Origin of the sequence: Flagellatimonas centrodinii (genome assembly GCF_016918765.2) — a bacterium.
GTDB lineage: Bacteria > Pseudomonadota > Gammaproteobacteria > Nevskiales > Nevskiaceae > Polycyclovorans > Polycyclovorans centrodinii.
The window spans coordinates 464926-484462 of the sequence record NZ_CP092104.1 but is presented as its reverse complement, the minus strand read 5'-3'; the positions used below and the strand labels follow the sequence as shown (position 1 = coordinate 484462).

Genomic DNA, 19537 nt, shown 5'->3' with positions numbered 1-19537 from the left:
CGATCCCGGCTCAGGCACCGGAGACGGGACTGGCAGCGGTGAAGGCAGCGAGGGCGACGACAGCGGCGTTGGCGATGATGGCGGTGGGGGCGAGGGTGGTGATACCTCGGGTGGTGACGGGTCCGGTTCGGGTGATGGCGATGACAACGATGTGACCGATGGCGGCGAAGGCAGCGACCACGGGGGGCCGCAGTACTGTGCAACCGGGGGTGGCGGGGCATCCTCCCCTGCCATTTCCGGCAGCGGCATCACCGGCGCCACCATCCCGGTGCCCGGCGCGCTGCAAACGGCGGCGCTGCCGGCCACCCATGTCGGCAATCCCATTCATGTTCTGACCGGCAACAAGTACCAGCGCGAGGCCGACATTGCCTTGCCGGGCCTCGGCCTTGCGTTCGAACGCCACTACAACAGCCGTTCAAATTTCACCGGCGTACTGGGCAAGGGGTGGCGGCACAGCTTCGAAACCACGCTGGTTGACGATGGCGATCGCATCACGCTCTGGCAGGGCGATGGGCGGCGTATCAATTTCATATCGACACGGGAAAGCAACCAGGTAAGACACTATCGGGCCCAACTTCGAGCCGACGGCCAGCTGGTCGCCGGGCCTTGGGGCTATGAGTGGCGGTGGCATGACGGGACGCTGCTCACCTTCTCAACGGCGGGCTATCTCGAATCCCAACGCTTCGCTGATGGCCGTCAGCTCAGTTTGATCCGTGATCGGCAAGGGCGGCTGTTGCGGATTCAGAATGCTCAGGGTCAGGGGGTCGCGCTTGAATACGATCGGCACGATCGGCTGCAGGCTGTGACGGATTCATCCGGGCATGTCACGCAGTACCGCCACGACCGCCATGGTCGGCTGATATCGGTGCTCTCGCACGACAAGCCGCGACGCCGGTATGCCTACGACGATCCATACGATGCCTACAATCTGACCTCTATCCATGTCTCGCACGGAAGTCGCGAACGCCGTGTCGGCAGCTGGCGCTACGACCGTCAGGATCGCGCTATCCGCTCGGTGCCAGCCGATGCGCTTCGGCGGGTTGATCTGCGCTTCGTCGAGGGTGGCACCGAAGTCACCGATGTGAGCGGGCGCACCAGCACCTACCGCGCAGGTCGTTCGGCGGGCGTCCCGGTGGTCGCGGCCATTGATGGCCCAGGGTGCTCGCCCTGCAGCGCTGGGGGAAACCTGCGGTATGCCTACAACGCGCGTGGGCAGGTGACGCAGATTGCCCGGGCCGACGGCGCTACAAGGGTCTACGGCTACGACAGTCTGGGGCGTTTGACGCAGGTGCTGAAGCAGTGGGAGGGTGATCAGCAGCAGGTGTTAGCGCGCCTCACGTATGTCGGTGACCGTCAGGCGATTGCAACCGCCAGTATCCCCAGCATCAAGCCGGGTGCCGAGCGGACGATCACGGTGGTCTATGACGCGCAGCAGCAGCCGGTGGCGTTCAACGAAACCGGCTTCTCGCCACGCCCGGAAGGAGGCTTCACGGCGGTTTCGCGCACTCGCGGGGTCGATGCAGACACGACGGTGGCCGCATCGGGTGGTCAGCGTGTGCAGCCGTCGGTGGACGACACGCCGGTGACACTGGCACACGATGCTGCCGGGGCGGTGTCGGCCATCCGTTACGCCGACGGTGGGGTGCTGCGCGTACTCGGGCGAAACACGGACGGGCGGGTATCGGGCATTCAGCTTGATGACCAGCCACCACTCGCCTTGCAGTACGACTCGGCAGGTCATCTGTCGGGCGTCAGCAGTGAGCAGGGCCGGATCCGCTTCCGTTCGACGGCCGCCCTGAGCAGCACGATGGGAAACGTTGACGGCGCCCCCGCCCACTTGATCGCCCTGGCGGACGGAAACGGCAATGTCACCGAGTACGGGCTGGATGACTTCGGGCGCAAGGCGTTCCAGCGCTCTCCCGATAGCGGGCTGACCCGCTTCGAATACGACCGCATGGGCAGCCTCCGGCGCAAGGTCGCCGCGGATGGAAGCGCGGTGCAGTTTGCCTATGACGCTGCCGGCCGTATGGCCTCGGCCACCTTTGCGGCGGGTGCGGCGCACTTTCAATGGGATGCGGGCAGCGGAGTGTCTCGGCTCGTCGAAGTCCGAACGCAACAAGGCCGGGAGCGCTACCACCGCGATGCAGACGGACGCGTGACGCGACGTGTTGATGAGATTGGCGAGGTTCGTTTCAGTACCCGCTATCGCTACGGCAGCCGGGGGCGATTGGTGGCGAGACAGCTGCCGGACCAGCGATGGATCACCTACCGGTATGACGATGATGATAGCCAGCCCGGTCGGCTGTCGGGCCTGTACCAGGCCCGGCCCCTGCGTCGAGATCGCCCGCTGATCACCGGCCTCGATGTGGCGCCGACCAGCGGGCGTATGGCTGCCTGGACAGCGTTCAACGGAGTCACTACCACCGTCGCACGAGCGGGCGGGCAACTGCGTGGCCTTCAGGTCTCCGGCCTGCATGACTTTACCTACCACTACAACGCGCGAGGTAAGCTCACGGGCATTGATGATGGTGGACGCATCCTGAAGCGATTCCGTTTCAACGCGCACGGCTGGCTCGACTTTGCGCTGACGCCCGAGGCCTTGTTTGGTTATCGCTACGACAGCAACGGCAATCGTACCCGGTATGTGATTAACGGGCGGCAGTTGGAGTACGGCTATGCCGATACCAGTAACCGCCTGCAAGGCGCCGCCTTCCGACACACCGGCTGGTTTCCGCCGCTGGCATTGGAGGTCGGTGATGCAGCGCGAGCCGGGTGGCGCCCCCGATCGACAATGCGCGCGGTCAGCCACGGGCCGGGCGGGGAGGTTGAGCAGCTCGGCGACCTTCGGTTCTACCGCAATGCCAACGGCCAGATCCAGGAGGTCTGGCGCGGACATCACCGCATCGCGCGATATGCCTACAACAGCCGAGCGCAGCGTACTCGCAAGACCCACTTTGATACTCAAGGCCGAACTCTGGAAGAACGCCTGTTCCTGTATGAAGGCGACCATCTGTTGGCGGAGGCAGATGCGGACGGCACCATCCTTGCGCAGTATCTCTACCTCGGGCATCACCCGGTGGTCATGCTGCTGGGCGACCAGACCTATGCCATCCACACCAATCACCTCGGCGCACCGATCGCGGTTACCGATGAAGCGCAAGCAGTGGTTTGGCGCGCGCGGTATGACCCGTTCGGGCGGGCCGTGGTGAATGACGATCCGGATGCGGATGGTCAGCGCCTCTCCCTCCCGCTGCGGCTTCCCGGCCAGTACGAAGATATCGAGACCGGGCTGCACTACAACCATCACCGCTACTACGACCCCGACCTCGGGCGATACCTGTCATCCGACCCCCTAGGCCTGGTGGCGGGGCCCAACCCCTACACCTACGCCAACAACGACCCGATCAACCACATCGATCCGACGGGGCTGATCCTGTTTGCCTTTGATGGGACGGGGAACTCCGACCCGCCTAGCGAACATTCAGATATCACCAATGTCGTGCGCATTCGGGACAGCTATCGCGATCCAGCGGACATCGGCAGACCCTATTACTACATCAATGGGCCAGGAACCGATACGCCATGGGAGATGGAAGGGCAGCCGCTTCTGGATGGAATGTCGGGCGAAAGCATGCCGTACCGCGTTGAGTACATGGCAGAAAAGTTCTTCGACTACATTGATGTTCTGCGTTGGCGGAAGAACTATGGATTCGAGTTCGATATCGATACTGTCGGGTTCTCGCGTGGCGCAGCGGCCGCGCGAGTCTTCGTCAACATGATCCATCACTTCCTCGCAAGCTCAGAGGGGGAGTTCCTCTACAACGCATTTCCGCTGGAGATCCGTGAGCCGGACCGGGGTGGCGGGCATCGCTATATCGACTTCACCAGCGGCCGCGCGAAGCGGGCACGAGAGCACCTCGCAAGCTACTGCTTCGTCCCAAACCTCCGATTTCTCGGTCTTTTTGACACTGTTCCGCATTACAGTCCAGGGGACGCCACGGGCGATATTTCTGGAGTGAGTCAGTTTGACGACCTCCGCCAGATCGATCTAACGATTCCATGGTCCGTGCAGTCCGTCGCGCATGCGGTGGCAGTCAACGAGAATCGACGTGACTTCCATGGCGTCTCTATTCACCATCGCTACGATCCGTCACTGAACACTGAGCGCCGAAAGGAGTTGGGCTTTATCGGGGCGCATTCGGATATCGGGGGCGGCTATGGGGAAGGGGACCTGTCCGATGTGGCGTTCATGTGGATGGTGCAGCGTGCTGAGAGAGCAGGGGTCAATATCGATCGCAGCCACATCTCTCACGATGATCAGCAGTGGCACGTTGTAACTCAGCCGGTGCTTCACGACAGTGTGGGGGTCTCTCCGGGATATGCGCCAGATAACTTCGCATTTCGACCGGGACGCAACCTGAAGTTCCTGAATGATGTCGATGAGGTTCCACAGCGGGAATGGCTCGGCTTCGGAATGCCGTATCAAGCCACATTCGCGTACCACGACCACCGGTTTCTGGTTGACGAGTGGTGTTTCTCTGATTGCCAGGAGTACGCCAAGATTGACGGAAAGTGGAAGCGCAACGATTTGGGAGGGGAACGTACGATGGTCGGTGCTGTCGACGGCGTTCGGTACAGCGCGTTTCTTCGTGATGCGTACGGTCTCGAAATCGAGATCAAGACGCCAGATCGTGAATAAGCCAAACCGGGTGCCGGGAGAAAGTCATGAAGAAAAAGCTTGCGGCAATTTTGATCGTGTTCATGATCGGCGTCATGGCGGCCGCATCGAGCTGTGTCGGAAACTATGCGGTTTACGCGCACAACATGGAGGAAAACGCGATTCTGCTGCTCAAGGTTGGCGAGCACGGAGTGGAGAATACGATTGACTTTCAAGAGCGTCCGGGAGAGGAGTATCCCATCATTGCGAGGCTGCAACCTGGGCTAACCGGCGATGCCGCCTACTGGCTAGGGAGGTTCAACGGCTACAAGGTGACGTTGCCCCTAAAGATGGAAGTGGTTTGGCAGCTAGCTGAAAGGAGTGAGTGTAGGGTCAACAGAGCCGACGCGTCGTACTCGGGCGGCTACGAAAGGCGCGGCTGCGAATGGTCACCAATCCCGGGCCAGATTTACCGCAAGGAAGTTAACCTGTTGCCACTACGGGGCACCGCCGCCTTCTGGAAATCCGGCTTGCCCAACCCCACTACCCTATTCAGCAGCTACTCGTTGACGGTGAACCTCATCTTCAACGAGGACCAGCTCGATGTGGAGGCGGAAGCCTGGGCCAGCAACCCATGGAATTAACCTTGGAAGTGGCGATCAGGGTCTACCTTCGTATTTCCCAGCTGATCTCAGCACCCGATCCTCGGCACTACCGCCCGAGTGTCGTCGCCTACTTCAGGGACATACAGCGAAGTTCGGTGCAGCTAGCCGTGGGAACTCTCTGCCCAACCTCGCGGGTTAACGCCGTCGTCCGCGTCGCGGTTGCCGCGTGCTTCGATGCACATTCGACACACCAGGAGTCTCCATGACTGAGGCACCCGCTTCATCACGTCAGGATCCCGCGCGCATCGCGGTCAAATGTTATGGCGGCAAGGCAGCGCTGTCGTGGGAGAACGACGAATCACGAGCCGGTGACGAGTTCCGGGTCTCGGTGCAGGGAGCGCCTGCGGTGGCGCCGCAGAAGTACGACTGGGGGCAGAAGATCGTGCTGCAACTCACGCAGGCAGAGTGTCTCAACGTCCTCGCGGTGTTGACCGGATTGCGTCCCCGATTTGAAGCGCGGGCGCATGGCACGGAGAACGACAAATCGTTCGCGATCGAAGTGCAGGCATCCGGAAAGTTCTACGGCAAGGTCGCTCAGAAGGACCGTGGGCTATTCGGGGTTCCGATCGAGTCCGCCGACGCGGTCCGGGTGGCCGGGCTGATCTGCCGTCAATTGGTGAAGAACCAGCCCTGGCTGGACGCGAACGGCTTGCAGAATCTCCTGCGAGGCGTCATGCAGGCGACGCAGCGGGCGCAAATCAGACCGAGTGAATCTGTCTCGGCAGGGTGAAATTGTCCCCATATTGAGGGACATACATTTCCGGAAATCCTGATTAGCATCTGTTGGTCGATTTCGGGGAACTCATGATGCTCAAACGAATGCTGCCGGGGGCGCTTGTCCTGGTTGTCAGCGCTTCCGCCGCCATGGCCGATGACGACGCGCGTGCGGCCATGCAACGTGCCCTCAACGCCGAAGTGCTCGCCGCGCCGTTTGATCCCGGTGATGTCAACAAGGCCAAGGCATACGCCGACGCGGCGATCAAGAAGGACATCAAGCCAGTGGTGGTGGCGCCGACCTACTGGCGACCCGGCTGGACCTGTGGGCACCTCACGCGCTACCGATACTACCGGTATCGCGACTACCGAAACTGCGTTTATCACCATCGTTATTACGGCCGCTACTGGTAGTGGTCCGGGCGGTGCGGTGTGCGCCGCTCAAGATTTCAAACGGGAACAGGGAGATCACCGTGATGAGTACAGTCGTGTTGAAGTCGGTTTCATGGATGGCGGGGCTGATGGCGCTGTCGTTGCTGAGCGGCTGTGCCGCGACCAGTGTGGCGCTCGGCAAGAAGGACCTGGAGGTTCAGGCCAAAACCAGTACGTCGGTTTTCGTCGACCCGGTCAGTCGCGACAAGCGCTCGGTCTATCTCGACGTTCGCAGTGGCGTGATGGAGTTCGACCGAAATGCCTTTTCGCGTTTCGTTCGCGAGCAGTTCGCCGCGAGTGGCAAGGGTTACCGCATTGTTGACGATCCCGATCAGGCGCACTTCCAGATGCTGGTCTACGTGCTCAACCTGGAGAAGGCAAATCTCAGCGCGGCGCAGTCTGCTCTGCAGCAGGGATATGTGGGGGGCGGTGAAGCGATTGCGGGTGGCGTGGTCGGCGGCGTGATCGGCTCCAACACGGGCAACACCTGGAGTGGCGCCGCCATTGGCGCGGTCGCCGCTTCAGGCGTGTCGATGGTCGCCAACGCGCTGGTCAAGGATGTGACCTACATGCTGGTCTGCGACGTCTCGATTCGTGAGCGTGTCCGCGACGGCGTGATGGTGCGGCGCGATACCCAACTCAACAATCAGGTTTCAGACAGCGGCTCGAGCCTGTCGCGTGTCTCCGAGGTGACCGATCGCAAGGACTATCGCACTCGCATCGTCACCACCGCCAACAAGGCCAATCTCGAGTTGGTCGAGGCTGAGGATCTGATGTTCCAGAAGACGGCATATGCGATGGCCGGCTTCTTCTGATCATCGCTCAATCGTGTAGAGCAGATCCGCCCCCGAGGCGACGCCGGTTTCGGTCTGCAGCTTGAAGCCGCGGCCGATGTCGTAGAGCAGCCGGAAGATGTGACCGGGCTGGAACAGTCCGACGCCGTAGCTCACGTAGAGCTTGGGCGACAGGTATTTGCCGATGGTGATCTTGGCGGCCTCGGCGTCTTCGCCGGGTCTGGCGCCGATGGAGATGTCGTCTATCCGCAGATTGCCCTTCAGTCGCTGAGCCAGGAAGTCGCTGCCGGACAGGCCGAGCGACAGCGCGGCGCCGGCCAAGGCAGCCTGGTCGTCGCCACCGCCGCTGGCGCTGAGGTCACGTCCGAGGATGAGCCAGGACAATTGCTGGTCCTGTGGCATGCCCGGCGACGAGAACAGGGCGAACTCGGGGGCGTCGAGGCGGCCACGCACCGATACGCCCACTTCGATGTCATCGCGGGGTGCGCGGGTGGCACGGATCTCGATGGCCGGATCGGTGATCGGTCCGCCGGTGAACAGCAGCCGTCCAGTCTCGATACTCAGGTCCTGCCCGTAGGCCTGGTAGCGACCGCTGACCAGGCGAATTTCACCACGCCCGGTGGCCGAACGGCCGGGGGATTGCCGGGCATTGATCTGGCCGCTGAGTTTCGATTTCAGCCCGAAGCCGTCGAAGCTCACCTTGTCGCCGAGCGCGACGGTGACGTTGGCGTGAAGCTCCAGCAGCGAGCTGGTTTCGGTCGCGTCGGCACGGATGATGACCTGGTCGCTGCTGGGGGCGAGGCCGCCTTCGAAGCCGCGCGGTGTCAGCGTGGCACGGGGCACGTCGACGCGGCCGGTGACATCCAGCCGGCGTCCGGCGAAGCGAACCTCAAGGTCGGGGCTGACCCAGACGCGGGCGTCTGCAAGGTCGACCAGTTGGGCCTCGTCGCCTGTGATCGTGAGGATGAGATCGGGGTTGTCGCTGTCGAGCGCCACGGTGCCATCCACCGCCAGCGTGCCGCTGCCGGCGGTGGCGCGTGCGGTGATGTTGGCGAGCTCGCCCGGCCGTGCCTGCAGCCGGGCCTGGAGGTCGGTGAGGGTGATGCCCGGGGTGACGAGGTAGATCTGCGGCAGATTCAGTTCGACCTGCCCGTCGAGCACCGGCTGTCCGAGGGTGCCGGTGGCGTGCACGTCGGCATTGAGCGCACCTTCCAACTCGCGGAACTCGGGGCTCAGCCGGTTGATCCAGCTGAGGTCATCGAAGCGCGCTTGCAAGCGGGCATCGACGCTGCGGGCCAGCCAGTCGAGGCCGGGGCTGCCGGTGCCGGTGATACGAATGCCGCCCTGCGAGGTGGGGAGGTCAACGTCCAGGGTCAGGCCTTCGGCACCGTCGAGAACGCGGATATGGCCGGGGCGGAATTCGATGGCGGCCTGGCGGCCGATGTCGAGTCCGCCGGCGGCGGTCTGCAGGTCGATATCGAGTGTTGGTGCGGCATCGCCATTGATGGCGATATCGGCGTGCCCGGCCACTTCACCTTCGAGCCGCCATCGGGGTGGCAGGAAAGCGGCGATCACACCGTAGTCGAAGCGTTCCAGATCTGCCCGGGCGCGGGTGCGATCGGGGGCAATGTCAGCGTTCAGGCACAGCCCGACCTGGGCAGGAGGATCGCTATCCCAGCAGGCCGGCGCCAAGGTGCTGGCGGCGGCTGAAAGACGCAGGTCAGCCGGTGCGCGCAGGGCCAATGCCGGCAGGCGGTCGGGTTTGAGGTCGGCGCGGGTCAGTTGACCACGCCAGGCCAGGGTTTCCGGATTCAGCGCACCCGACAGCTGCAGCTCAAAGGCCCCCTGCGGTAGCTCGGCGACGAGCGACAGTGTGTGCTCACCGGTGCGGCCGCGCAGCTCGGTCCGGATTGCGGTGACGGTGGCAGCGCCGCTGATATCTGCCAGATCCAGGGTCAGCTCCATGGGGCCCTCGGGGGCCAGCAGGCCCGCGAAGTTCAGGCGGCCGGTCTGGAGGCGGTCGGCCCAGGCGATGTCACTACCCTTGCCCGAGAAGCGGACGCTGGGGAAGGACGGGGCCCCGTTTATCTGTGCCTGAAGCTGCAGGGTGCCGGACAGGTCGGGCCACAGCGCGGTGAGGTTGGGGCTGTCCAGCGTGGCTGTCAGGTCGAGCCGTGGCCATGCGGTGCCGGTGGCGCTGATGCGGCTCCTGCCCTGGCGCAGCTCTGCGGAAGTCAGGGTCAAGGTCTCGCCTTGCCAGCCGCCGCGTGCCGTCAGGCTGAGAGGATAGCCGCGCAGGGTGCTGTCGCGGATGTCAGCACTGAATTGCAGCGGGTTGTCGGCGTTGAGGCCACCTTCGGCGTGTACTGCGCCGGTGATACGGCCGGGCCAGTCGGGGAGCACCGCGGCGAGGTCGAGATTGTCGACATCGGCCTCGATGTCGAGCAGCAAGGCGGGATCCCAGGTGACGGTGCCCTGCGCTAGTGCGCTGCCGTCGAGCGCGCGGATTTCCAGCGGCGCCAGTTGCAGATGCGCCGCGCTGCCCGTGCCGTTGAGGGTGATGTCGCCCGCGTAGTCGGGGGTGGACAGATCACCTTTCATGGCCACGGTATACGCCGACAGGTCGCCGTCGATGACCAGATGGCCGACACCGCTGCGCACCTGCGGGCTATCACCCACCAGGGGCCATTGCAGGTTTTCCCAGCGGGTATCGGCGTTGAAGCTGCCGGCGTAAGCGTAGTGGCCGCTGGCTTCGAGCTTGAAGGGTGCTGCCAGCGCCAGTGCATCAAGGGTGATCTGCTGCGGGCTCAAGCGGGCGTCGGCCACCAAGGCGACCGGCCCGGTCATGTCGTTGCGGGCGGTGAGTCGGGTGATCCGCACGCGCTCGCCGAGCCAGCTGGCCTGAAGCTCGATGTCCTCCACGGCCTGGGTGGCGCCGTTGCGGTCGGTGACACTCAGTTTGGCCACGGACAGTGCGCGCAGCATGACGTTCACCGGCAGCCGTGACGGCGGTGGTCCGCCATCGCTGGGTTGGTCGCTGTCGGAGGGCGCCGGTATCAGGCGAACATCCACCTCTGCCGCGCTGAGCGCATCCACCTGCGCCCGCAGCGCGAGCAGGGCCAGCGGTGACCACCGTATGCGCAGCTGGCGGATATCGACTTCCACCGTCGGTGTGCGCACCGCCACCTGATCCAGTAGGAGGGTGCCCAGAAGGTGTCCCTTCGGCTGCACCTTGCCGATCTCGACCATGCCATCGGTGAGGCCACTGACGCGATCAAGCACGAACTGGCTGCCGGCCTGTGACGACAGCAGCCAGAGCACGCCCACCACCAGCAGTGCAGGCAGTGCCAGGAAGAAGCGACCGGTATGTCCGAGCACGTGCTTCACAGGCCGACCCTCACGCCGATATGCAAGCGCAGGCCGTCGTCGGGCCGATCGATCGGATACCCCACGTCCAGCTGAACGTAGCCAATCGGCGCGCGGTAGCGCATGCCCAGGCCGACGCCCTGTAGCAGGCGCGGCCCCGGATCGTTGTCGACGCCGCCGACGTCATAGAACACCGCTGCCCCCCAGTTGCCCCACACCGTCTGGTTGATCTCGGCGCTGGCGGTGGTGAGGTATTCGCCGCCCACCACTTCACCGGAATCGTCGCGTGGGCCAATGGTGCGGTAACCGTAACCCCGGACGCTCTGGTCACCACCGGCGAAGAATCGCTGCGAGGCCGGGAGCTCGTTGAAATCGTCGTTGAAACTGGCGCCCAGCTCGCTGCGCAGCAGCAGGCGCGCACCTTCCCACAGGGGCAGGGCGCCACGGAGCTGTACCGAGGTCTGCAGAAAGGTGGTGGTCGACAGTGCTGCCGTATGCGCACCGTGGACATCGGCAAAGAGGCTCCAGCCGCGCTGCGGGTGGATGGCATCGTCGAGGCTGCTGCGGTTGAGCGACAGGCCCGGGATCAGCAGGTCGCTGCTCTGTTGCTGCTCACCCAGGTCGGATTCTTCGTGTTCGAAGTTCAGGTACACCCGGCGCTGCCAATCGCCCGGCGTGCGGTCGAGGCTGACGCCGAGTTCGTATTTCAGGGTGTCGCCCGTGTCGAATTTTTCGTTCAGCGAACCCGCGGTGAACGACAGCTGTTCTCCCTGTTTGTTGCCTAGGGGAATCCGGTATTCAGCGATGAAGCGGTTCTGCACCTCCGACAGCCGCAGGTCAGTGCGCAGCTTGTGGCCGCGACGATTGAGGCGACGCCATTCGGCCCCCAACGACATGCGGGCGCCAGTATCGGTGCCATAGCCGATACCGGTGGAGTAGAGTGCGCCCTTGCGGGGCGTGGTGATGATGCGCAGGGGGATCTGACCATCGCTCTGCGCCTCCCGTTCGGGGACGATCTCCACCTTGTCGAAGTAGCCGAGGTCATTGAGCGCGAACTGGGTTTCCAGCACGGCCTGTGGCGAGAAGGGGTCGCCCGGAAAGATCCGCAGGTAGCGGGCGATGACGTCGGCATCCACTGCCGCTTCCTCGATGGTGATGAAGCCGAAGTCCCAGCGCGGGCCCGTGTCGAAATGCCAGTCGATGTCGGCCTGCTGCTCGTCGGCATACACCCGCATCACCGATTCGGTGAAGCGGGCGTCGAGAAAGCCCATCTCGAAGGCCGCCTGGGTCAGCAGCGACTTGTCGGCCTCATAGCGTTTGTGGCGCAGGGGGTCGCCGACCTTCAGGGTGAAGCGGTCCTGGAGCGTCTGCAGCGGGGCGAAGTCTTCGCCCGCCCCGAGCAGGGTGATATCGAACGCCCGCACGATGGTTCGCGGCCCCGCAGCGACGGTGTAAACCGCAGTGCGTGCTTCAGGATCGAACGCAACCTTGATGCTGGGATCGTAGTAGCCATAGGGCTGCAGGGCGCTGCGGATGTCCTTTTCCGCGCTCCGGTTGAGGGCCCTGAGACGGCGATCCGAGAGCGGGTTGTCCTTGGTCTCCGCCTTGAGGGCGCCGAGGATCGACAGGCGTGCCTCCACGTTCTTGCGCAGGGCCGATGACAAACCCTCGACCTCCACGTCGAAATCCGCCGCCGGGCCGGCGAGCGGGAGCATGGCCCCCGCCACGCAGCACAGCATTGCGAGGCGGCGCCGCATCAGCCGTCCGTTGCCTCCGGCATCAGCCACGCGTCCGAGGGTGTGCCGTCGCCGGCGAGCCCGGCGAAGTCGAACAGGTTGCGGTCGGCCAGCTGGCTGGGCGCGACATTGGTGAGCGCGGCGAACACCTGTTCAATGCGGTTGCCGTGCTGCTGTTCCCAGTCGTCCATCATCCGACGGACCTGCTTTCGCTGTAATTGTTCCTGCGACCCGCACAAGTTGCAGGGGATGATGGGAAAACCACGGTGCCCGGCGTAGCGGACGATGTCGCGTTCACGCACGTAGGCCAGCGGGCGGATCACACAATTCTTGCCATCATCGCTTTGCAGCTTGGGCGGCATGGCGGCCAGCTTGCCGCCATGAAACAGGTTGAGCAAAAAGGTGGCGACGATGTCGTCCTTGTGGTGGCCGAGTGCGATCTTGGTAAAGCCGTTCTCGCTGGCATACCGGTACAGTGCCCCGCGGCGAAGGCGTGAGCACAGTGAGCACATGGTTTTCCCTTCCGGGATGACCCGCTTCACCACCGAATAGGTGTCCTGCTCCAGAATGTGGAAGGGCACGCCCAGCGCCGTGAGGTAGTCCGGCAGCACCTGCTCCGGGAAGTCCGGCTGCTTCTGATCGAGATTCACCGCCACCAGCTCGAATCGCACCGGTGCCTTGGCCTGCAGTTGCAGCAGCATGTCGAGCAGGGTGTAGCTGTCTTTGCCGCCGGACAGACAGACCATGACGCGGTCGCCGTCGACAATCATGTTGTAGTCCATGATCGCCTGGCCGACCTGGCGGCGCAGCCGCTTGTTCAGCTTGTTGGTATCGAGCGTCTCGGCGCGCGGCGCGCGCAGGGCATCGACAGGGACGGTGACAACGGACATACCAGCACACCGGAGCGAAGGATCGCCCATTGTAAGGGTGTGGCCGGGACTAAACCGGCGGTCAGCCTGTGAGACCCTGTGTTTCACAGATGGTGCTGTCCCGGTCCCTGGGGCTCACTGTGAGACCAAGCGGCGCTCCGGAGACAAGCATGGCGACGGGTCTGAATACTTTCCCCCCCGGGTTCGAGGCCCTGGTGATCGGCGGTTCACGCGGCATCGGTCAGGCCTTGGTAGCCGCGTTGCGGGCGCGCGGCGCCGGGCGGGTGTGGGCGGCCAGCCGAAGCCCGGCTCACGGTGCCGGCGTCGCCGACGGGGTCGAACCCCTGGTTGTGGACGCCACCGATGAGGCCAGCCTGGCCGCCGCCGCAGCGCAGGTGAAGGCCGCTGGTGCCACCTTGTCGCTGGTGGTTCACACGCCGGGGCTGTTGCAGGATGCCCGGCTGCGGCCGGAACGCCGGCTTGCCGACATCCAGCGGGAGGCGCTGCAGCGCAGTTTTGCCGTGAACGCATTTGCGCCGATCCTGGCGGCCAAGGCTTTCGTTCCCCTGCTGCAGCACGGCGGTCCCGCTGTCTACGCCAGCCTGTCGGCACGGGTAGGTTCGATTGGCGACAACCGGCTCGGCGGCTGGTACGCCTATCGCGCCGCCAAGGCAGCGCAGAACCAGCTGATCCACACCCTCGCCATCGAGACTGCCCGCCGCTCGCGCGCGCTGATCTGCTGCACCCTGCATCCGGGCACCGTGGATACCGAGCTGTCTCGGCCGTTTCAGAGCGGCGTGGCCGCCGAGCGCCTGTTCACGCCGGATGAGGCCGCCGGCCATCTGTTGAAGGTGATTGATGGATTGGGGCCAGATCAGCACGGGCGCTGCATTGCCTGGGACGGCCAGACCGTTCCCTGGTAGGGCGGTGGCTGCGGTTTCCTTGCCCCTGCCGGCGCAAAACCGGACAATACCGCCCCTTTTGTGTAGCCCCCGGTGAGTCTGATGCCAACCCGTCTTGCGCTGGCGAATGCCGTTCGTGCCCTGGCCATGGATGCTGTCCAGAAAGCCAACTCCGGCCATCCCGGCGCCCCCATGGGCATGGCGGATATTGCCGAAGTGCTGTGGAACGATGTGCTCAAGCACAACCCGGCGGACCCGAGCTGGCCCGACCGTGATCGTTTCGTGCTCTCCAACGGTCACGGCTCGATGCTGCTCTATGCCTTGCTCAACCTCAGCGGCTACGACCTGCCGATGGACGAGCTGCGCAACTTCCGCCAGCTGCACTCGAAGACCCCGGGGCATCCGGAAGTCGACGTCACCCCAGGCGTGGAAACCACCACCGGGCCGCTGGGGCAGGGGCTGGCCAATGCCGCCGGCATGGCACTGGCCGAGGCCGTGCTCGGCAACCATTTCAACCGTGACGGCCACACCGTGGTCGATCACTTCACCTATGTTTTTCTCGGCGATGGCTGCCTGATGGAAGGCATCAGCCACGAGGCCTGCTCGCTGGCGGGTACGCTCGGCCTGGGCAAGCTCGTCGCCTTCTATGACGACAACAACATCTCCATCGACGGCGAAGTCGGCCCCTGGTTCGGCGACGACACCCCGGGTCGCTTCGAAGCCTACGGCTGGCAGGTCATCCGCAACGTCAATGGTCATGATCCGGCCGAGGTCGCCCTGGCGCTAGATACCGCGCGCAGCAGCCGGGACCGCCCGACCTTGATCTGCTGCAAAACGGTCATCGGCTACGGCAGCCCCAACAAGCAGGGCAAGGAATCCTGCCACGGTGCCCCGCTGGGCGCGGATGAAATCGCCCTGACGCGGGAACAGCTGGGGTGGCCGCATGCCCCGTTCGAGATCCCCGACGATATCCGTGCCGGCTGGGACGCCCGCACCAAGGGCGCCGCCGCACAGGACGAATGGAAGGGCCGATTCCAGGCCTATCGCAGCGCCCACCCGGAGCTGGCCGCTGAATTCGAGCGCCGGATAGCCGGTGATCTGCCCGCCGATTGGGCGGAGACCGTGCAGGCGCTGCTGGACCAGGCACTGGCCGCCGACAAGCCGTTGGCGACCCGCAAGAGCAGCAAGGCGGCGCTGGACCTGCTGGCGGCGCGTCTGCCGGAGCTGCTGGGCGGCTCGGCGGATCTCTCCGAATCCAACGGCACCGACTTCAAGGGCCATGCCCCGGTGCGCCATGGTGCGCTGACCGGCAACTACGTGAACTATGGCGTTCGCGAGTTCGGCATGTCGGCGATGCTCAACGGCATTGCCCTGCATGGCGGGCTGATTCCCTTCGGCGCCACCTTCCTCACCTTCAGCGACTATGCCCGCAATGCGGTGCGCATGGCGGCATTGATGAACCGTCGCAGCATCTTCGTCTACACCCACGACTCGGTGGCGCTTGGCGAGGACGGCCCCACCCACCAGTCAGTGGAGCATGTGGCGTCGCTGCGGTTGATTCCCGGCGTGGATGTCTGGCGCCCGGCCGATGCCTTCGAGACCGCAGTGGCCTGGCAGGCCGCCATCGAGCGCAAGTCGGGTCCGTCGGCGCTGGCGCTGACCCGCCAGAACCTGCCGCCGCAAGCCCACACCGCGGCCAGTGCCGAACAGGTGCGTCGGGGCGGCTATGTGCTGTTCGAGTCCGGCACACCTGAGCTGATCCTGATCGCCACCGGCTCCGAAGTGCAGCTGGCGATGTCGGCGGCACAGAAGCTGGCGGGCGAGGGCCATGGTGTTCGCGTGGTGTCGATGCCCTGTGCCGATGTCTTTCTGGCTCAGGACGCCGCCTGGCGTGAAGCCGTATTGCCCGCCGGGGTGCGCAAGCGCCTGGCGGTGGAGGCCGGTGTCACGCTGTACTGGCGCGCCTTTGTCGGCCTTGACGGCGATGTCGTCGGCATCGACCGCTTCGGCGAATCGGCCCCCGCCGCTGCGGTGCTGGACTACCTCGGCCTGACCGCCGACGCGGTCTACAACCGGGCCCGGCAGCTACTGGCGTAAAATACGGCCCCCCAATCTCAGGGTGCGCGGTTTGCGCACCGTGTCATCCAGAAGGGCGTGCATCACGGCGCCCGAGCAGAGGAAGTCGCAATGGCAGTCAAAGTGGGTATCAATGGCTTCGGTCGTATCGGCCGCAACGTGCTGCGCGCCGCGGTACAGAACTTCGGCAACGACATCGAGGTCGTCGGCATCAACGACCTGCTGGAGCCGGAATACCTGGCCTACATGCTGCAGTACGACTCCGTGCATGGCCGCTTCCAGGGGGACGTGTCGGTTGAGGGCAGCCACCTCATCGTCAACGGCAAGAAGATTCGCCTGACCCAGGAACGCGACCCGGCCGCCCTGAAGTGGAATGACGTCGGCGCCGACGTCGTCATCGAATCCACCGGCCTGTTCCTCGACAAGGCGAGCGCCGAGAAGCATCTCGCTGCCGGTGCCAAGAAGGTCATCCTGTCGGCGCCGTCCAAGGACGACACCCCGATGTTCGTCTATGGCGTGAACCACCAGACCTACGCCGGCCAGGCCATTGTTTCCAATGCCTCGTGCACCACCAACTGTCTGGCGCCGCTGGCCAAGGTCATCAATGACAAGTGGGGCATCAAGCGCGGCCTGATGACCACAGTGCATGCGGCCACCGCCACCCAGAAGACGGTGGACGGTCCCAGCCAGAAGGATTGGCGCGGCGGGCGCGGCATTCTCGAAAACATCATCCCGTCCTCCACTGGCGCCGCCAAGGCCGTCGGCGTGGTGATCCCCGAGCTCAACAAGAAGCTCACCGGCATGTCGTTCCGCGTGCCGACCTCCGACGTGTCGGTGGTCGACCTCACCGCCGAACTGGAGAAGCCCGCCACCTACGCCGAAATCTGCGCCGAAATGAAGGCGCAGAGCGAAGGCCCGCTGAAAGGCATCCTCGGCTACACCGAAGACAAGGTGGTCGCCACCGACTTCCGTGGTGACGCCCGCACGTCCATCTTTGATGCCGACGCCGGCATCCAGCTCGACAGCACCTTCGTCAAGCTGGTGAGCTGGTACGACAACGAATGGGGCTACTCCAACAAGTGCCTGGAGATGGTCCGCGTCGTCGCGGCCAAGTAAGCCCAAGCGGTACCCCTCGAAGGCCCCGTACTGACGGGGCCTTTCGATTTCAGAACCACGCAAGGACCGACCCCGCCATGACCATCCTCCGTATGTCCGACCTGGATCTCGCTGGCAAGCGCCTGTTGATCCGTCAGGACCTGAACGTGCCCGTCTCGAATGGCCGTATTGCCTCCGATGCGCGGCTGCGCGCCAGCCTGCCGACGCTGAAGCTGGCGCTGGAGCAGGGCGCTTCGGTCCTGGTCATTTCGCATCTCGGGCGGCCCAAGGCCGGGCGCTTCGAGCCGGAGCATTCGCTGACCCTGGTGGCCGCATGGCTATCGGAAGCGCTCGGGCGCACCGTGCCGCTGATCAGCAACTGGATTGAGGGTGTCGACCTGGCGCCGGGGCAGATCGCCCTGGGGGAGAACACCCGCTTTCTGGTCGGCGAGAAGGCCGATGACGATGCGCTGTCCAAGCGCATGGCGGCACTGTGTGACCTCTATGTGATGGATGCCTTCGGCACTGCCCACCGGGCCGAATGCTCCACCCACGGCGTGGCGAAATTCGCACCTGCCGCCTGCGCCGGACCGTTGCTGGCTGCGGAGCTGGAGGCGCTGGGCAAGGCGTTGGCCACCCCGAAGAAGCCGTTGGCAGTGATCGTCGGCGGGTCCAAGGTGTCGACCAAGCTGGATCTGCTGAACAGCCTGGCCGACGTCGCCGACCAGCTGATCATCGGGGGGGGTATCGCCAACACCTTTCTGGCGGCGGCCGGCAAGCCGGTGGGCAAGAGCCTGCACGAGCCCGACATGCTCGATACCGCCCGTGCCATCCTCGCCAAGATCCGGGCACGCGGCGGTGATATTCCGCTGCCGGAAGACGTGGTGGTGGCGCCCGAGTTCAGCAACGAAGCCCATGCCGAGGTGCGCCTCGCCGATGAGGTGGAGCCCGACGAGATGATTCTCGACATCGGCCCGCGCACCCGCGCCAAGCTCGGCGCGCTGCTCAAGAACTGCGGCACCATCGTCTGGAACGGCCCCGTCGGCGTCTTCGAGTACGACAGCTTTGCCGCCGGCACCAAGGCCGTGGCGGATGCCATCGCCGCCAGCAACGCCTTCTCGTTGGCGGGGGGTGGCGACACACTGGCTGCCATCGACAAGTTCGGTGTCGCCGGGGACATCAGCTACATCTCGACCGGGGGCGGTGCCTTCCTGGAGTTCCTTGAAGGCAAGAAGCTGCCGGCTGTGGCTGTACTGGAATCCCGCGCCGCCGGTTGAGGCTGCCTCGGACCCGGCTACACTTGACCCACCGACATCCCAAAGGACTCCCCCGTGCGTTTCGAAGGCACTGACAACTACGTCGCCACCGACGACCTGATGATGGCCGTGAATGCGGCCGTGACCCTGGAGCGGCCGTTGCTGGTGAAGGGCGAGCCCGGCACCGGCAAGACCCAGCTGGCAATGGAGATCGCCAAGGCAATGGGCGCGCCGTTCATCGACTGGGCCATCAAGTCCACCACCAAGGCGCAGCACGGCTTGTACGAGTATGACGCGGTGTCGCGTCTGCGCGACTCCCAGCTCGGCGATGAGAAGGTCAAGGACATTGGCAACTACATCATCCGCGGAAAGCTGTGGGAGGCCTTCGAGTCGGACAAGCGACCGGTGCTGCTGATCGACGAGATCGACAAGGCCGACATCGAGTTTCCCAACGACCTGTTGCGTGAACTCGACCAGATGGAGTTCTACGTCTACGAGACGCAGCAGACGGTGAAGGCCAGGCAGCGGCCGATCATCCTGATCACCTCCAACAACGAGAAGGAGCTGCCGGACGCCTTCCTGCGCCGCTGCTTCTTCCACTACATCCGCTTCCCGGACAAGGACACGATGCAGAAGATCGTGGATGTCCACTTCCCCGATCTCAAGAAGCACCTGGTGAAAGAAGCGATGGAAGTGTTCTTCGGCCTGCGCGAACTGCCCGGCCTGAAGAAGAAGCCTTCCACCAGCGAGTTGCTGGACTGGCTCAAGCTGTTGCTGGCGGAGGACATCGACCCCGCCGTGCTGCGCGACGCCAGCACCAAGAAGACGCTGCCGCCGCTCTATGGTGCGCTGCTCAAGAACGAGGCCGACGTCCACCTGTTCGAGCGCATTGCCTTTATGGCACGCCGCGGCAACTGAGACGACCGCAACGCAAAAGCCCCGGCCTCACCTCCGCTTGGAAGGTGAGACCGGGGC

Annotated in this window: 14 protein-coding genes; 10 read left to right on the top strand and 4 right to left on the bottom strand. The window is 64.5% G+C overall.

What is annotated here, in order from left to right; all coding sequences use genetic code 11:
• Window positions 1-10: 10 nt before the first annotated feature.
• Window positions 11-181, bottom strand: a complete 171-nt coding sequence (locus JN531_RS02320; protein ID WP_228347245.1) for a hypothetical protein — start codon at window positions 179-181, stop codon at window positions 11-13.
• An 87-nt stretch (window positions 182-268) separates the two neighbouring features.
• On the opposite strand from JN531_RS02320, the gene JN531_RS02315 reads away from it, so the two are divergent.
• The 5 genes from JN531_RS02315 to JN531_RS02295 all read left to right on the top strand — a co-directional run bounded on the left by JN531_RS02315 (window position 269) and on the right by JN531_RS02295 (window position 7283).
• The gene (locus JN531_RS02315; RefSeq protein ID WP_228347244.1) at window positions 269-4699 is read left to right on the top strand and encodes a phospholipase effector Tle1 domain-containing protein; all 4431 of its coding nucleotides are present in this window, start codon (window positions 269-271) and stop codon (window positions 4697-4699) included.
• Window positions 4700-4725: 26 nt separating this feature from the next.
• Window positions 4726-5301, top strand: a complete 576-nt coding sequence (locus JN531_RS02310) for a hypothetical protein (RefSeq protein WP_228347243.1) — start codon at window positions 4726-4728, stop codon at window positions 5299-5301.
• 223 nt (window positions 5302-5524) lie between these two features.
• Window positions 5525-6052 carry a hypothetical protein gene (locus JN531_RS02305; RefSeq protein ID WP_228347242.1) on the top strand — a complete coding sequence of 176 codons (528 nt, stop codon included), beginning with the start codon at window positions 5525-5527 and terminating at the stop codon, window positions 6050-6052.
• A 74-nt stretch (window positions 6053-6126) separates the two neighbouring features.
• A complete protein-coding gene (locus JN531_RS02300) occupies window positions 6127-6450 on the top strand; it encodes a hypothetical protein (RefSeq protein WP_228347241.1) in 324 nt (107 codons plus the stop codon).
• Between the two features lie 62 nt (window positions 6451-6512).
• Window positions 6513-7283, top strand: a complete 771-nt coding sequence (locus JN531_RS02295) for a complement resistance protein TraT (protein WP_228347240.1) — start codon at window positions 6513-6515, stop codon at window positions 7281-7283.
• Here JN531_RS02295 and JN531_RS02290 read toward each other — a convergent pair whose 3' ends face one another.
• Genes JN531_RS02290 through ttcA form a run of 3 tightly spaced genes read right to left on the bottom strand, consistent with a single transcriptional unit; the run spans window position 7284 to window position 13254 of the window.
• Complete coding sequence (locus tag JN531_RS02290; RefSeq protein WP_228347239.1) at window positions 7284-10640, bottom strand: translocation/assembly module TamB domain-containing protein; 3357 nt, start codon at window positions 10638-10640, stop codon at window positions 7284-7286.
• A gap of 5 nt (window positions 10641-10645) precedes the next feature.
• Window positions 10646-12343, bottom strand: coding sequence for an autotransporter assembly complex protein TamA (locus tag JN531_RS02285; RefSeq protein ID WP_228347238.1), 1698 nt, complete (start codon window positions 12341-12343; stop codon window positions 10646-10648).
• A gap of 41 nt (window positions 12344-12384) precedes the next feature.
• Window positions 12385-13254, bottom strand: a complete 870-nt coding sequence (gene ttcA / locus JN531_RS02280; protein ID WP_239795335.1) for a tRNA 2-thiocytidine(32) synthetase TtcA — start codon at window positions 13252-13254, stop codon at window positions 12385-12387.
• Window positions 13255-13403: 149 nt separating this feature from the next.
• Here ttcA and JN531_RS02275 point away from each other — a divergent pair, with 149 nt between their 5' ends.
• The 5 genes from JN531_RS02275 (at window position 13404) to JN531_RS02255 (ending at window position 19480) form a co-directional block, all read left to right on the top strand.
• Entirely contained in the window at window positions 13404-14156 is a 753-nt protein-coding gene (locus JN531_RS02275) for an SDR family NAD(P)-dependent oxidoreductase (protein ID WP_228347237.1), read from the top strand.
• Window positions 14157-14237: 81 nt separating this feature from the next.
• Complete coding sequence (tkt, locus tag JN531_RS02270) at window positions 14238-16232, top strand: transketolase (protein WP_228347236.1); 1995 nt, start codon at window positions 14238-14240, stop codon at window positions 16230-16232.
• Window positions 16233-16322: 90 nt separating this feature from the next.
• Window positions 16323-17327, top strand: a complete 1005-nt coding sequence (gap, locus tag JN531_RS02265) for a type I glyceraldehyde-3-phosphate dehydrogenase (protein ID WP_228347235.1) — start codon at window positions 16323-16325, stop codon at window positions 17325-17327.
• A gap of 77 nt (window positions 17328-17404) precedes the next feature.
• Window positions 17405-18583: a phosphoglycerate kinase gene (locus JN531_RS02260; RefSeq protein WP_228347234.1), complete on the top strand. Its 1179-nt coding sequence runs from the start codon at window positions 17405-17407 to the stop codon at window positions 18581-18583.
• A 99-nt stretch (window positions 18584-18682) separates the two neighbouring features.
• On the top strand, window positions 18683-19480 hold the full coding sequence (locus JN531_RS02255) for an AAA family ATPase (RefSeq protein WP_366522408.1): 798 nt from the start codon (window positions 18683-18685) through the stop codon (window positions 19478-19480).
• The last annotated feature ends 57 nt before the right edge of the window (window positions 19481-19537 follow it).

Bases quoted from the DNA above. Each gene is read 5' to 3' on its own strand.
- JN531_RS02255 (WP_366522408.1), top strand. From the start codon at position 18,683: ATGATGGCCGTGAATGCGGCCGTGACCCTGGAGCGGCCGTTGCTGGTG.
- JN531_RS02260 (WP_228347234.1), top strand. From the start codon at position 17,405: ATGACCATCCTCCGTATGTCCGACCTGGATCTCGCTGGCAAGCGCCTG.
- JN531_RS02310 (WP_228347243.1), top strand. From the start codon at position 4,726: ATGAAGAAAAAGCTTGCGGCAATTTTGATCGTGTTCATGATCGGCGTC.
- JN531_RS02295 (WP_228347240.1), top strand. From the start codon at position 6,513: ATGAGTACAGTCGTGTTGAAGTCGGTTTCATGGATGGCGGGGCTGATG.
- tkt (WP_228347236.1), top strand. From the start codon at position 14,238: ATGCCAACCCGTCTTGCGCTGGCGAATGCCGTTCGTGCCCTGGCCATG.
- JN531_RS02285 (WP_228347238.1), bottom strand. From the start codon at position 12,343: ATGCTCCCGCTCGCCGGCCCGGCGGCGGATTTCGACGTGGAGGTCGAG.
- JN531_RS02275 (WP_228347237.1), top strand. From the start codon at position 13,404: ATGGCGACGGGTCTGAATACTTTCCCCCCCGGGTTCGAGGCCCTGGTG.
- ttcA (WP_239795335.1), bottom strand. From the start codon at position 13,254: ATGTCCGTTGTCACCGTCCCTGTCGATGCCCTGCGCGCGCCGCGCGCC.
- JN531_RS02300 (WP_228347241.1), top strand. From the start codon at position 6,127: ATGATGCTCAAACGAATGCTGCCGGGGGCGCTTGTCCTGGTTGTCAGC.
- gap (WP_228347235.1), top strand. From the start codon at position 16,323: ATGGCAGTCAAAGTGGGTATCAATGGCTTCGGTCGTATCGGCCGCAAC.
- JN531_RS02305 (WP_228347242.1), top strand. From the start codon at position 5,525: ATGACTGAGGCACCCGCTTCATCACGTCAGGATCCCGCGCGCATCGCG.